Source organism: Streptomyces sp. 4N124 (assembly GCF_052245395.1).
In the GTDB taxonomy this organism is placed as follows: Bacteria; Actinomycetota; Actinomycetes; order Streptomycetales; family Streptomycetaceae; genus Streptomyces.
This window is the reverse complement of the sequence record NZ_JBQQBS010000069.1, coordinates 16,761-29,770: the sequence shown is the minus strand read 5'-3', so window position 1 is coordinate 29,770 and position 13,010 is coordinate 16,761. Positions and strand designations below refer to the sequence as shown.

Sequence of the window (13,010 nt, the reverse complement as noted above, 5' to 3'; positions counted from 1 at the left end):
CATGAGTGAAGCGATCTTTTTATCGGCTTGTCGTATTAATTCCTTCTCTGCCCCGTGCGACCTTGGCGCCACTGTCGGCCCTTCCCGGCACATCACCCGAGATCGACTCATCAGCGTTGGCCTGAGAGAAGGAAAGGTGGGCGGAGTATGGCCGCCACCCAGAGGATCGCCGCCGGCGCCGTGGCCGCCGCGGCCTGTGCCGCCTCCCTCGCCGGTTGTACGGCGGAGGACACAGGTCCCCAGGGCGCAGAACAAGGAGCCCCCGGCCCGCAGCAGGCAGCGGCGGCGCCCAAGAGCGTGGTCCGTCTGATCGGTGACGGCTCCACCTCGTACACCGGAGCCCAGCCGCATCTGCCCAGACCCGAACGCCTGAAGCCCGGTCAGAAACCCCCGCAGTTCGTCGTGTTCTCCTGGGACGGCGCGGGCGAGGACAGCCAGAAGCTGTTCTCCCACTTCCGCAGGGTCGCCAAGCAGAACGACGCGACGATGACGTACTTCCTCAGCGGCGTGTACATGCTGCCCGAGGGGAAGCGCGACCTGTACAGACCTCCGCAGCACGCGCCCGGCCGCTCCGACATCGGCTTCAACGACGACCGCGGCATCGCCGACACCGCCAAGCAACTGCGCCTGGCATGGCTGGAGGGCAATGAGATCGGCACCCACTTCAACGGTCACTTCTGCGGCAGCGGAGGCGGGGTCGGCGAGTGGTCGGTCGAGGAATGGAAGGACGAGATCGCCCAGGCGAAACGATTCGTGAAGTCCTGGAAGACCAACACCGGCATGCGAAAGGCGGCCCCACTGCCCTTCGACTACGACAAGGAACTCATCGGCGCCCGCACACCCTGTCTGGAAGGCCAGGAGAACTTCATGAAAGCGGCCCGCGACCTGGGCTTCCGCTATGACACCAGCGGCGTCAACGACCAGGTCTGGCCGAAGAAGAAGCTGGGCCTGTGGGACCTGTCGATGCAGCTCGTGCCGTTCCCCGGGCACACCTACGAACAGCTCACCATGGACTACAACTTCATGGTCAACCAGTCCGGCACCACCACCCAGGGCGACCCGGACAAGTACGACTACTGGGGCGACCAGATGCGGGACGGCCTGCTCAAGGGTTTCTACCGGGCCTACGACGGCAACCGCGCACCCCTGATCATCGGCAACCACTTCGAGTCCTGGAACGGCGGCACCTATATGCGGGCCGTCCAGGAGGTCATCGAGGAGGTGTGCACCAAGCCCGAGGTGCGCTGTGTCTCCTTCCGGCAACTGGCCGACTGGCTGGACGCCCAGGACCCCATGACGCTGCGCAAGCTGCGCACCCTGAAGGTCGGCGAGGCCCCGAAGCAGGGCTGGGCGTCCTTCCTGTCCGCCCGCCCGGCCCCGGCCCCGAAGGGCGCGCCCGGAGCACCGGCCGACCAGCGGTAGGAACCGTCACGCGGGGGTGCCGACACCCTCGCCGAGCACGAAGCCGGGGTCGATCTGCGCGGCCAGGTCGACCCCGAGGCGTTCATTGCCCCAGGACTCGGCGTTCTTCAGATGGAAGTGGACCATCTGACGCGTATAGCGCTCCCAGTCGCGCAACTCGTACGTCGCGTCGGCGGCCGTCCGCAGCAGGCGCAAGGCGCGGCGGCTCGCGTCCTCCAAGAACTCGAACCGGGGTGGCCGGCCCTTCTCCATGGCCCGCACCCAGTCCGAGTACCCCACCGACACCAGCAGGTCGTCCCCGACTTCGGCGCGCAGGAAGTCGAGGTCCTCCTGGCCGTGCACCTTGTTGCCGACGACCTGCAGGACGACCCCGAAGTCGGCGGCGTACTCCTTGTACTGGCGATAGACGGAGACCCCCCTCCGGGTCGGTTCGGCGACGAGGAACGTGATGTCGAAGCGGGTGAACAGCCCGGAGGCGAAGGAGTCCGAGCCCGCCGTCATGTCGACCACGACATACTCGTCACGGCCGTCCACCAGGTGGTTCAGGCACAGCTCCACCGCTCCGGTCTTGGAGTGGTAGCAGGCGACCCCCAGGTCGGCGTCCGTGAAGGGGCCCGTGACCATCAAACGGACGGCGCCGCCGTCGAGTTCCACCGGCCGGGCGCAGGCGTCGTACACCGGATTGTTCTCGCGGACCCGCAGCAGCCGTGAGCCCTCCCCGGGCGGCGTCGTCTTGGTCATCGTCCCGGCGGAGGTGATGCGGGGGTTGGTGCCGCGCAGATAGTCCTTGATCATCGACAGCCGGTCGCCCATCGCGGGCAGCTCGCCCGCCTCCGTCTCGTCCAGGCCGAGCGCGACCCCGAGGTGCTGGTTGATGTCCGCGTCGATCGCGACGACCGGTGCGCCGTCGGCCGCGAGATGACGGATGAACAGGGAGGACAGCGTGGTCTTGCCACTGCCGCCCTTCCCGACGAAAGCAATTTTCATGTTCACGAAGGGTAGTGCGACGATAGCTGTACGTGGCAGACGGGCGTGAAGAAGACCACTCCATCGTGGGGTGCGCGCCCGGTGTGGCTAGTGTCGTACTCATGAGTACGACAGGTGCGACCGCCGATCCGCTCGCGGCCCTGGGCTCGCTGCCCGGAGTGGCCGAGTCCGTGGAGTCCGTGCGCAAGGCCGTGGACCGGGTCTACGGCCACCGGATCATGCGGCGTCGCAGCAACGAGATCACTTCCGAGGCGGCGTTGCGTGGTGCCCGCGGCTCCGGGGCGCTGTCCGGTGCCGACTGGGCCCTCGAAGAGGTGCGCCGGCGCACCGACTTCAGCGGCGACGACGAGGCCCGCACGATGGGTGCGGCCCTCAGGCTGACCGCAGAGGCGGGCCAACTGCTGTCCGTCTGGCGCCAGTCACCCCTGCGTGTGCTGGCCCGGCTGCATCTGGTGGCGGCGGCGAGCGACTCCGACGAGGTCGGGCGGCCCCGCCAGGAGGGCGAGCCGGTCGACGAGCCGCTGGTCGAACTGCCGCTGCCGAGCGCGGCTGAAGTGTCGGGGCGGCTGGACGGCCTGTCCGAGCTGATCATCGCGGGGAGTTCCGCACCCGCACTGGTCACGGCCGCGGTCGTGCACGGGGAACTCCTCGCGCTGCGGCCCTTCGCCTCCCACAACGGCCTGGTCGCGCGCACGGCCGCGCGCATCGTCCTGGTCGGCAGCGGCCTCGACCCGAAGTCGGTCTGTCCGGCGGAGGTCGGCCACGCGGAACTGGGCCGCGCGGCCTATCTGGCGGCGCTCGACGGCTACGTCTCCGGCACTCCGGAGGGCATGGCCGCCTGGATCGCCCACTGCGGCAGGGCGGTCGAGCTGGGGGCGCGAGAGTCGACGGCGGTGTGCGAGGCGCTGCAGCGCGGGGCGGCGTAGCAGGCGAATTGCGGGGTCGGCGCGGCAGTAAGAATGCAGTGAGAAAAGGCGCATGAAAAAGCCCCCCGAAGGGGGCTTGAAGGGTTGCGGCGGTACGAGTCCTCGTACCGCCGCTGGCATGTCCACCGGGGTACCAAGCGTCCTCGATGTATTGCCCATCAGGTCGGGACTTCGCCCGTCCCTGGTGCGGCTGGCCCGTAATCGACGGGTCGACGTCGCGTGGGTGCCCGGTGTCCATGCTCGGTCCGTGGGGCCAAATGCGTTATTAAGGTGATCCTCTCGGATGTCCTTGGTCTCGCGGGCCGTTGACTCCTTTGTACTCCAGGACCCGGGCAAGCGGAAGTGGTGGCTGCACTTCTTTACTTTTATGTCCAAAGGCGTACTAAACGGTCACCGATATGTCGAAGCACGCGCGCGTGGCGGCAACGGAGCAGGTCAGGCAGCTGTGGTTCGACGCCGGCTGGCATACCAGACGAGGCCCGCGGTGGCCGCCGCGGCCCCTATGGCGGCTGCCGCGACGAGCGCCGGACGCGACGGCACGGAGAGGGTGGGCATCCGCTGCTTGAGCCGTACCGGGCGGTGGAAGTCCAGAATCGGCCACCCGCGCGCGAGTGCTTCACGGCGCAGTGTGCGGTCGGGGTTCACGACATGGGGATGGCCGACCGCCTGAAGCATCGGCAGATCGGTCGCCGAGTCGCTGTAGGCGAAGCAGCGCGCGAGGTCGTACCCCTCGGATTCGGCCAGTTCCCTGACCGCCTCGGCCTTCGTCGGACCGTAGGCGTAGTACTCCACCTCTCCGGTGAAGCAGCCGTCGTCGCCCACGACCATGCGGGTGGCGACCACCCGGTCCGCGCCGAGCAGTTCGCCGATGGGCTCGACCACCTCGGCACCAGACGTGGACACGATCACGACGTCCCGCCCTGCGGTGTGGTGCTCCTCGATGAGGGAGGCGGCCTCGTCGTAGATGATCGGGTCGATGAGATCGTGAAGGGTCTCGGCCACGATCTCCTTCACCTGCTGGACGTTCCAGCCGCGGCACATCGCGGACAGGTACTTGCGCATCCGCTCCATCTGGTCGTGGTCGGCGCCGCCCGCGAGGAAGACGAACTGGGCATAGGCGGTGCGCAAGGCGGCCCTGCGGTTGATCAGCCCGCCTTGGTAGAACGACTTGCTGAAGGTGAGCGTGCTCGACTTCGCAATGACCGTCTTGTCCAGGTCAAAGAAGGCCGCTGTGCGGGGCAAGGAGTGGTTTTCCACAACCCTGAGCATAGGGGCAGCCCATTCGGCGTAAGGTGGGCGCGTGGGTTTGCCTGAGAGGGCTCTCGGGTACACCATGGAAGTCACGGATCGTTCGCGACCGTGCTAACCCGGTCCGGCTCCTCCCCCCCCGAGTCGGCCGTGGAGGCGACCCCCGCTCTCCCCCCCGGCGGGGGTCGTCGCATGTCCGGACGGGTTTTCCTCCTTCTGTACACGGCTGTAGGGCCATCGCGAGGCGACTTTCGGGAGCCCTTGGCATGCCCATGATATGTGACTGAGTGTAGTCGTTGGGCTGCTCTGTGGAAGTCGCACAGCGGGCAGTACAGGGGTCACCGGTATGGGTGACGGCGATATTCACAACCGTCGAGTTGTCCACAGTTATCGACCAAGATCCACACGATTTCCCGGTTCGCTGCACCGTGATTCCAGCGCGCCCCGACCGGGCCGACTTCATCGCCGGTTCCGGTTTGTCGGGCGTGTTTGGCCGGTTCCTATCGGCCGTTCATATGGAGGCCGGTTGCCGGTTCTTCACACGTTTGGGAATCGCGGGGCCCCAGGGGCTGCGCGAGAGGTGTGTCGCGGGTCCTGTGCGGGCCCGCGCGAAGGGGGATGGACATCGTGGCCGCAGCCGTCACACACGATCCGCAGCCCACCGCCGGAGGGCGACAGGGCGGACCGCTGATCGTCACGGAAGACGCCGATCTGCTGGACGACCTGCTGCGCCTGTGCGCGGCGGCCGGTGCCACACCCGAGGTGCACCACGGGGTGCCGGAGCCCAGAGGCCGCTGGGAGGCGGCGCCGCTGGTCCTCGTCGGGGACGACGCGGTGCGGCGGGTGCGCGGGGCCGCGCGCAGAAGGGGAGTCGTGCTCGTCGGCCGGGACCAGGACGACCCCGGCGTCTGGAAACGGGCCGTCGAGATCGGCGCCGACCATGTGCTGATGCTGCCCGATGGCGAGCAATGGCTGGTGGACCGCATCGCCGACGTGGCGGAGGGTGTCGGGCGGCCCGCGCTCACCGTGGGCGTCATCGGAGGCCGTGGCGGGGCCGGCGCGTCCACGCTCGCGTGCGCTCTCGCCGTCACCTCCGCACGGGAGGGGCTGCGCACACTCCTCGTCGACGCCGATCCGCTGGGCGGTGGACTCGACGTGCTCCTCGGTGGCGAGACCGCCGAGGGCCTGCGCTGGCCCGCCTTCGCCGCCTCGCGCGGGCGGGTCGGCGGCGGCGCCCTGGAGGAGTCGCTGCCGCGGCTGCACTCGCTGCGGGTGCTCAGCTGGGATCGCGGCGACCGTATCGCCGTCCCGCCGCAGGCCGTACGCGCGGTGCTCGCCGCCGCCCGACGCCGGGGCGGCACGGTCGTGGTCGATCTGCCCCGCCGTATCGACGACGGCGTCGCCGAGGTACTCGCGCAGCTCGACGTCGGGCTGCTCGTGGTGCCCGCCGAGCTGCGCGCGGTCGCTGCCGCCGGGCGGGTGGCCTCCGCCGTCGGCATGGTCCTGCGCGATCTGCGGGTGGCGGTGCGCGGACCGTACGCGCCCGGCCTCGACGACCGCGAGGTGGCCCGACTGCTCGGATTGCCGCTGGCCGGCGAAGTGCCCGTGGAATCCGTGCTGCTGCGTCCGCACGAGAGCAAGTCGCCGCCCGGGGCCTCCGGACGCGGACCGCTGGCGCGGTTCTGCAAGGGGTTCTGGGAGCGGGCGCTGATGGAGGCGAACGCCGCATGAACACCTTCTCCGGGCCGCTGCTCGACGGCGTGCGTCAGTGGCTGGCCGAAAGCGGTGCCGAGCCGACACCCGCGCGCGTGGCACAGGCGCTTCGGGAGCAGGGGCGGGTGCTGGGCGACGCCGAAGTTCTCGGCGCGGCCCGGCAGTTGCGGTCCGAGCTGGTCGGCAGCGGCCCATTGGAACCGCTGCTCGCCGACTCGTCGGTGACCGACGTCCTGGTGTCCGCCCCGGACCGGGTGTGGGTCGACCGGGGCGGCGGACTGGAGCTGACGGCGGTCTCCTTCACGGACGCGTCGGCCGTACGACGTCTTGCGCAGCGTCTGGCCGCGGTGGCCGGGCGGCGGCTGGACGACGCACGGCCGTGGGCGGACGCCAGGCTGCCCGAAGGGACACGGCTGCATGCGGTGCTGCCTCCGGTCGCCGTGGGCTGTGCCTGCCTGGCCCTTCGGGTCGTACGGCCCCGGGCCTTCACGCTCGACGAGCTGGTGACGGCGGGCACGGTGCCGCCTGGCGGGGACCGGGTGCTGCGGGCGCTGCTGGAAGCCCGGCTGTCCTTCCTGATCAGCGGCGGTACCGGCAGCGGCAAGACGACGCTGCTGAGCGCACTGCTGGGGCTCGTCGGCTCCGGCGAGCGGATCGTGCTCGCCGAGGACTCGGCGGAGCTGCGGCCCGACCATCCGCACGTAGTGCGGTTGGAGACACGGCCCGCCAATCAGGAGGGCGCGGGCCTCGTCACCCTCGAGGACCTCGTGCGGCAGGCCCTGCGGATGCGACCCGATCGGCTCGTCGTGGGGGAGGTGCGCGGGCCCGAAGTGGTCCATCTGCTGGCCGCGTTGAACACCGGCCACGAGGGCGGCTGCGGGACCGTCCACGCCAACGCGGCCGCGGACGTGCCGACCCGGCTGGAAGCGCTCGGCACGGCGGCCGGGCTCGACCGGGCCGCCCTGCACAGCCAGTTGGCGGCCGCTCTGGCGGTCGTACTGCATCTCGTGCGCGACCGGGCCGGGCGGCGGCGGATCGCCGAGGTCCATGTGCTGGAGCGGGACCCGTCCGGGCTGGTGCGGACGGTGCCGGCGCTGCGGTGGGGCGAGGAGGCCTTTGTGCGGGAGCGGGGGTGGGGGCGGTTGCGGGAGTTGCTGGGGGTTCCGGCGGACGAGTGCGGTGCCGGGGAGCGGAGGAGTGGTCGGGATGGGTGAGCTGTCGTCGGGGGCTGCTGTGGCGTGTGCCGGGGCCGTCGTCTGGCTGATGGGTGGATGGCACTCCGGGGCGCGGCGGGCGGAGTTGCTGCTCGCGGGTGGCGGGGTGGTGGGGACCGGTCCACCCGCGTGGCGGGATGCGGTCGGCCGGCTGCGGCGGCTCCGCGGGCGGCTGCGGGTCGAGTGGTGGGCACCGGCCGCCGGGCTGGTGCTGGCGGTGCTGGGTGCGTCGGTGCTGCCGCTCGTCGCGGGGGCCGCCGGAGTGCCTTTGCTGCGGCGGCTGCGGCTGGCCGCGGAGGCGCGGCGGGCGCGGGAGCGGCGCGCGGACGGGGTGATCGCGTTGTGCGCGGCGCTCGCCGGGGAGGTGCGGGCCGGGCGGCAGCCGGGTGAGGCACTCCTGTGTGCGGCGCGCGACTCCGGCGGGCTCGGGGGCGCGCAGGCGGCGGTGCTGGCTGCGGCGAGGTTCGGCGGGGACGTGCCGGGTGCGCTGGCGGGCGCGGCACGGCAGCCGGGGGCCGAGGGACTGCTGGGGCTCGCGGCCTGCTGGCGAGTGGCCGTGGACCAGGGGGCGGGGCTTGCGGCGGGGCTCGACCGGCTTGAGGCGGCGCTGCGCGCGGAGTGGGACCAACGGGCCGATCTGCGAGCCCAGTTGGCCGGCGCCCGCTCCACGGCGGTGATGCTCGCCGCGCTGCCGGCCTTCGGGCTCGGCCTCGGGACGGCTCTCGGTGCCGACCCGCTGCATGTCCTGCTGCACACCGGGGCCGGGTTCGGGTGCCTGGTGGTCGGGGGGCTGCTGGAGGTGGTGGGGGTGTGGTGGGTTGCCCGGATTGTGCGAGGGGCGGAGGTGATGTGAAGGCGGGGGTGGTGTGAGGGGTGACGGCGAATGCGTGGATGCCCGGCGCTGAACTCGGTGGGAATCGGCCTGGATTGGCCGGGGTCGGTCGGGATCAGTCGAGATAGATCGAGATGGGTCGGTATCGGTCGGGATCGAGAGAAGGAGGCGGAGTGAGTGCGGAAGTTTTCCACAGGGTGGGGGCGGCTCTGGGGGCCGTGCTGGTGCTCGGGTGGGTGGTGCGGTGGGTCGGGGCGGTACGGCGTGAGCGGAGGGTGCGGCGGCGGGTCGCCGAGTTGCTGGGGCTGGAGGTGGCTTCCGCGGGGCTGCACGTCGATGTGCGGGGCGCCGTGCGGCGGTGGGCTCCGGTGGCGGGGGTTCTGGGCGCCGGGTGGGCTGTCGTCGGCGGGGTCGCCGGGATCGTCGTGGGGCTGGTCGGTGCGGTCGGGCTGTGGCGGTGGCGTCGTCGGCAGGAGGGCGCTGGGCGGGGCGAGGCAATCGACGTCGGTGAGGCGGCGCGTCAACTCCCGCTCGCGGCCGACCTGCTGGCGGCCTGCATTGCCGCCGGCGCCGGTCCGGTGATCGCCGCACAGGCTGTCGGCGAGGCCCTGGGAGGCCCCGTGGGGGAAGCGCTGGCGCGGGGTGCGGCGGAGGTGCGGCTCGGCCGTGAACCCGGTGAGGCCTGGCGGAGGCTGGCCTCGTTGCCGGGGGCCGGGGCGCTGGCGCGGCTGCTGGAGCGGGCCGACGTGTCCGGGATCCCGGCGGCCGGACCCGTCGCCCACCTCGCGGCGCAGGCCCGCGCCGACTGGGCCCGTAGCGCGACCACACGGGCCAGACGGGCGGCCGTCATGGTCACCGTTCCGGTGGGCCTGTGCTTTCTGCCCGCCTTCATCGCGGTCGGTGTGCTGCCCGTGGTGATCGGGCTCGCGGGCGGGGTGCTGGGAGGGGGTGGTGGATGACGGTACGGCGCGTGTGAAGGACGTACGACCAACAGCGAGAGAGCAACAGAACCGAACCTTACGGGGGTTGAGATGTACAAGGCGGTATGGGCGCGGCTGCGTGCCCTGATGTGCGGGGCGCGGGCGGCGCGGAGGGACGCGGGGATGGTCACCTCCGAGTACGCGATGGGAATCGTCGCGGCGGTGGCGTTCGCGGTGGTCCTCTACAAGGTGGTCACGAGCGGGCAGGTCGACGCCGAGCTGCAGGCCATCGTGAAACGGGCGCTCGATGCGGGGATGTGAGCGGGACGGGGACCGGGGATTCGTCACGGCGGAGTCGGCCGTGGTGCTACCGGTGATGGTGATGGTCGCGATGGCGTTGGTGGGGCTGCTGCTCGCCGTGGTCGCCCAGATCCAGTGTGTGGACGCGGCCAGGGCGGGCGCCCGCGCGGCGGCCCGCCAGGATCCGGCCGACGCGGTCGTGGAAGTGACCCGCGAGGCGGCACCCCGCGGCGCGAAGGTCACGCTCAGCCGGGAGGGGGACCAGGTTCGCGTGGCGGTCGTGGCGAAGCCACCGGCGCTGGACGGGTTGCCTTTCGAAGTACGGGAGGAGGCCGTGGCGTTGGCGGAGGACAGTGTGGGGGAGTTGAGGGCCGGGGGCGTGATGGACGACTTCGGTCTTCGCCGGGGCTTCTCGGCCGTCCGGTGTTCCGAGCGGGGTACCGCCGTCCGGTGTTCCGACCGTGGCCCCGCCGACCGGTATTCCGACCGCGGGTCCGCCACCGTCTGGACCGTCGGTGCGATCGCCGTGCTGTGTGTGGTGTTCGGCGTCGTCCTCGCCCTGGGACAGGCCGTCGTGACCCGGCATCGTGCGGCGGGCGCCGCGGACCTCGCCGCGCTGGCGGCGGCCGACCACTGGGCGGAGGGCGGCACCGCGGCCTGCGCCCGGGCGGACCGGGTGGCGAGAGCCCAGGGCACGCGGCTGGTGCGGTGCGATGTCGTGGGCGAGATCTCGGACGTGACGGCGAGATCGGGCCGGGGCCCGTTCGCGGCGGAGGTCAGGGCACGGGCGGCACCTGCGGAGACGGTGCCGCGGGATCCTGGACCGGCTCCCGGGACGGACCGTTCCTCGGGTCCTGGATCGGACCCGGGACCGGCTCCTGGACCGGACCATGCGCCTGCTCCTGGACCGGATCGTGCGACGGTTCCTGGACCGGATCGTGTGCCGGCTCCTGGGCCGGATCAGGGACCCGCTCCCTCGCCGGCTCCTCCTCCGCCTTCTCCTGCGCCTTCTCCTCCGGAGCCCCCCGCAGCAACACCGTGAGCAGGCGTACCGCGCCCCTCTTGTGCAACGGATCGTTCCCGTTGCCGCACTTGGGGGACTGGATGCAGGACGGGCACCCGGCGTCGCACTCGCAGGACGCGATGGCCTGTCGGGTGGCCGTCAGCCAGGAGCGGGCGGTGTGGAAGGCGCGTTCCGCGAAGCCGGCGCCGCCCGGGTGGCCGTCGTAGACGAAGACCGTCGGCAGGAGCGTGTCGGGGTGCAGCGGGACGGAGACGCCGCCGATGTCCCAGCGGTCGCAGGTCGCGAAGAGGGGCAGCATGCCGATCGACGCGTGCTCGGCGGCGTGCAGGGCGCCGCCGAGGATCTCCGGGTTGATCCGGGCGGCGTCCAGTTGGTCCTCGGTGACCGTCCACCACACGGCACGCGTGCGCAGCGTACGAGGAGGGAGGTCGAGCTTCGTCTCGCCCAGCACTTCACCGGTGATGACACGTCGACGCAGGAAGGAGACGACTTGGTTGGTGACCTCGACGGAGCCGTAGCAGAGGCGGCCGTCGCCCCAGGGGATCTCGACGTCCGTCTCCAGGACGGAGATCGACGTCGTGTCGCGGGCGACCGTCGTGTACGGCGGGTTGGCCTCCTCGACCAGGGCGACCGAGTCGTCCAGGTCCAGTGAGCGGACCAGGTAGGTACGGCCCTGGTGGAGGTGGACGGCGCCCTCGTGCGCGGTCGTGTGGGCGGCGCCCGCGTCCACCGTGCCGAGCAGCCGTCCGGTGCCGGACTCGACGATCTGCACCGGCTGGCCGCCGCCTCCCCGGAGGTCGGTCAGGTCGGCGGCCCGTTCGCGGCGGGTCCAGTGCCACGCCTTGGTCCGGCGGCGCAGCAGCTTCGCGGCCTCCAGCTGCGGCAGCAGGTTCTCGGTCTCGGGGCCGAACAGCTCCAGGTCGTCGTCGGTCAGCGGCAGTTCCGCCGCTGCCGCGCACAGGTGCGGGGCCAGGACGTACGGGTTGTCCGGGTCGAGGACGGTCGACTCGACCGGCTGGTCGAACAGGGCCTCGGGGTGGTGGACGAGGAAGGTGTCCAGGGGGTCGTCGCGGGCTACGAGGACGGCGAGGGCCCCCTGCCCGGAGCGGCCCGCGCGGCCCGCCTGCTGCCACAGGGACGCGCGTGTGCCCGGGTAGCCGGCGATGAGGACCGCGTCCAACCCGGAGACGTCGATGCCGAGTTCGAGGGCGGTGGTCGCGGCGAGACCGAGGAGTTCGCCGGAGTGCAGGGCCTGTTCGAGGGCGCGGCGTTCCTCGGGGAGGTAGCCGCCGCGGTAGGCGGCCACGCGCCGGGCGAGGGAGCGGTCCACCTCGGCCAGCCGCTCCTGGGCGATCACCGAGATCAGCTCGGCGCCGCGCCGGGAGCGTACGAAGGCCACCGTGCGCACGCCCTGGACGGCGAGGTCGGTCAGCAGATCGGCCGTCTCGGCGGTGGCGGTGCGGCGGACCGGTGCGCCCTTCTCGCCCTGGAGCTCGGTGAGCGGGGGCTCCCACAGGGCGAAGACCAGTTCGCCGCGCGGGGAGGCGTCGTCGGCGACCTCGACGACCGGGAGGCCGGTGAGGCGGCGGGCGGCGACCGACGGCTCGGCGGCGGTCGCGGAGGCCAGCAGGAACACGGGCGAGGCGCCGTACCGCGCGCACAGGCGGCGCAGCCGGCGCAGTACCTGGGCGACATGGGAGCCGAAGACGCCGCGGTAGGTGTGGCACTCGTCGATGACGACGTACTTCAGCGACTTCAGGAAGGAGGACCAGCGGGGGTGGGACGGGAGTATGCCGCGATGCAGCATGTCCGGGTTGGTGAGGACGTAGTTGGCGTACTGACGGATCCACTCGCGTTCCTCGAACGGCGTATCGCCGTCGTAGACCGCAGGCCGGACCGAATTGCCCAGCGGTTGTGAAAGTTCCTTCACAGATCGTCGCTGATCCGCCGCCAGGGCCTTCGTGGGGGCCAGGTAGAGGGCGGTGGTGCCGCGGCCGTTCGGCGCCTCGGAACCGTCCAGGAGGGTCGACAGGACCGGGACCAGATAGGCCAGGGACTTGCCGGACGCGGTGCCGGTCGCGACGACCACCGAGTCGCCGTCCAGGGCGTGCTCGGCCGCTCGGGCCTGGTGGGCCCAGGGATGCTCGATGCCCGCTGCCTGCACGGCCGCGATGACCTCGGCACGGATCCGGTCGGGCCAGACGGCATGGCGACCCTCGCGCGGGGGCAAGTGCTCCGTATGAGTGATGCGCGAAGCCCGGCTCGGCCCCGCGGCGAGCCGGCCCAGGATCGTGCCCGGAGCGAGGCGCGAGGCGGGGTCCGTCGAGGGTCGATCGGATCGGTGATTCTTGGCCATCGGCACCGAGTGTGTCACTGGCGTGACGGACAATGGGACCAAGGCGTCGTGCACGCCTGCCGTAAGTG

The 13,010-nt window shown here is 71.6% G+C and carries 10 protein-coding genes and 2 pseudogenes; 9 read left to right on the top strand and 3 right to left on the bottom strand.

Going from position 1 to position 13,010, the window contains the following annotated elements:
• Positions 1 to 147: 147 nt before the first annotated feature.
• On the top strand, positions 148 to 1,422 hold the full coding sequence (locus tag ACTWQO_RS41945) for a hypothetical protein (RefSeq protein WP_443242632.1): 1,275 nt from the start codon (positions 148 to 150) through the stop codon (positions 1,420 to 1,422).
• Between the two features lie 6 nt (positions 1,423 to 1,428).
• On the opposite strand, the gene ACTWQO_RS41940 is transcribed toward ACTWQO_RS41945, so the two are convergent.
• A complete protein-coding gene (locus tag ACTWQO_RS41940; RefSeq protein WP_443242631.1) occupies positions 1,429 to 2,409 on the bottom strand; it encodes a nucleotide-binding protein in 981 nt (326 codons plus the stop codon).
• A 101-nt stretch (positions 2,410 to 2,510) separates the two neighbouring features.
• On the opposite strand from ACTWQO_RS41940, the gene ACTWQO_RS41935 reads away from it, so the two are divergent.
• Complete coding sequence (locus tag ACTWQO_RS41935; RefSeq protein ID WP_443242630.1) at positions 2,511 to 3,335, top strand: oxidoreductase; 825 nt, start codon at positions 2,511 to 2,513, stop codon at positions 3,333 to 3,335.
• A gap of 435 nt (positions 3,336 to 3,770) precedes the next feature.
• On the opposite strand, the gene ACTWQO_RS41930 is transcribed toward ACTWQO_RS41935, so the two are convergent.
• A complete protein-coding gene (locus ACTWQO_RS41930; RefSeq protein WP_443242629.1) occupies positions 3,771 to 4,604 on the bottom strand; it encodes an HAD family hydrolase in 834 nt (277 codons plus the stop codon).
• Between the two features lie 597 nt (positions 4,605 to 5,201).
• Here ACTWQO_RS41930 and ssd point away from each other — a divergent pair.
• The 7 genes and pseudogenes from ssd to ACTWQO_RS41895 all read left to right on the top strand — a co-directional run.
• The gene (ssd, locus tag ACTWQO_RS41925) at positions 5,202 to 6,314 is read left to right on the top strand and encodes a septum site-determining protein Ssd (protein ID WP_443242628.1); all 1,113 of its coding nucleotides are present in this window, start codon (positions 5,202 to 5,204) and stop codon (positions 6,312 to 6,314) included.
• Positions 6,311 to 7,510 (top strand): TadA family conjugal transfer-associated ATPase, encoded by a 1,200-nt coding sequence (locus tag ACTWQO_RS41920; protein ID WP_443242627.1) that lies wholly within the window; start codon positions 6,311 to 6,313, stop codon positions 7,508 to 7,510. The genes ssd and ACTWQO_RS41920 overlap by 4 nt, the downstream gene beginning before the upstream one ends.
• Entirely contained in the window at positions 7,503 to 8,363 is an 861-nt protein-coding gene (locus ACTWQO_RS41915) for a type II secretion system F family protein (protein ID WP_443242626.1), read from the top strand. Before ACTWQO_RS41920 ends, ACTWQO_RS41915 begins: the two co-directional genes overlap by 8 nt.
• Before the next feature lie 152 nt (positions 8,364 to 8,515).
• The gene (locus ACTWQO_RS41910; protein ID WP_443242625.1) at positions 8,516 to 9,301 is read left to right on the top strand and encodes a type II secretion system F family protein; all 786 of its coding nucleotides are present in this window, start codon (positions 8,516 to 8,518) and stop codon (positions 9,299 to 9,301) included.
• Positions 9,302 to 9,373: 72 nt separating this feature from the next.
• On the top strand, positions 9,374 to 9,583 hold the full coding sequence (locus ACTWQO_RS41905) for a DUF4244 domain-containing protein (protein ID WP_210577896.1): 210 nt from the start codon (positions 9,374 to 9,376) through the stop codon (positions 9,581 to 9,583).
• Positions 9,570 to 9,926: pseudogene (locus tag ACTWQO_RS41900) on the top strand (TadE family type IV pilus minor pilin); the annotation flags it as partial. The gene ACTWQO_RS41905 and the pseudogene ACTWQO_RS41900, both read left to right, overlap by 14 nt.
• Before the next feature lie 18 nt (positions 9,927 to 9,944).
• A pseudogene (locus ACTWQO_RS41895) lies at positions 9,945 to 10,397 on the top strand (Rv3654c family TadE-like protein); the annotation flags it as partial.
• Here ACTWQO_RS41895 and ACTWQO_RS41890 read toward each other — a convergent pair.
• Complete coding sequence (locus ACTWQO_RS41890; RefSeq protein ID WP_443242624.1) at positions 10,339 to 12,942, bottom strand: DEAD/DEAH box helicase; 2,604 nt, start codon at positions 12,940 to 12,942, stop codon at positions 10,339 to 10,341. The pseudogene ACTWQO_RS41895 and the gene ACTWQO_RS41890 sit on opposite strands and share 59 nt — an antisense overlap.
• Positions 12,943 to 13,010 lie beyond the last annotated feature (68 nt).

Coding starts and splice junctions, on each gene's coding strand:
- ACTWQO_RS41945 (WP_443242632.1), top strand. CDS start 148: ATGGCCGCCACCCAGAGGATCGCCGCCGGCGCCGTGGCCGCCGCGGCC.
- ACTWQO_RS41940 (WP_443242631.1), bottom strand. CDS start 2,409: ATGAAAATTGCTTTCGTCGGGAAGGGCGGCAGTGGCAAGACCACGCTG.
- ACTWQO_RS41935 (WP_443242630.1), top strand. CDS start 2,511: ATGAGTACGACAGGTGCGACCGCCGATCCGCTCGCGGCCCTGGGCTCG.
- ACTWQO_RS41930 (WP_443242629.1), bottom strand. CDS start 4,604: ATGCTCAGGGTTGTGGAAAACCACTCCTTGCCCCGCACAGCGGCCTTC.
- ssd (WP_443242628.1), top strand. CDS start 5,202: ATGGACATCGTGGCCGCAGCCGTCACACACGATCCGCAGCCCACCGCC.
- ACTWQO_RS41920 (WP_443242627.1), top strand. CDS start 6,311: ATGAACACCTTCTCCGGGCCGCTGCTCGACGGCGTGCGTCAGTGGCTG.
- ACTWQO_RS41915 (WP_443242626.1), top strand. CDS start 7,503: ATGGGTGAGCTGTCGTCGGGGGCTGCTGTGGCGTGTGCCGGGGCCGTC.
- ACTWQO_RS41905 (WP_210577896.1), top strand. CDS start 9,374: ATGTACAAGGCGGTATGGGCGCGGCTGCGTGCCCTGATGTGCGGGGCG.
- ACTWQO_RS41890 (WP_443242624.1), bottom strand. CDS start 12,942: ATGGCCAAGAATCACCGATCCGATCGACCCTCGACGGACCCCGCCTCG.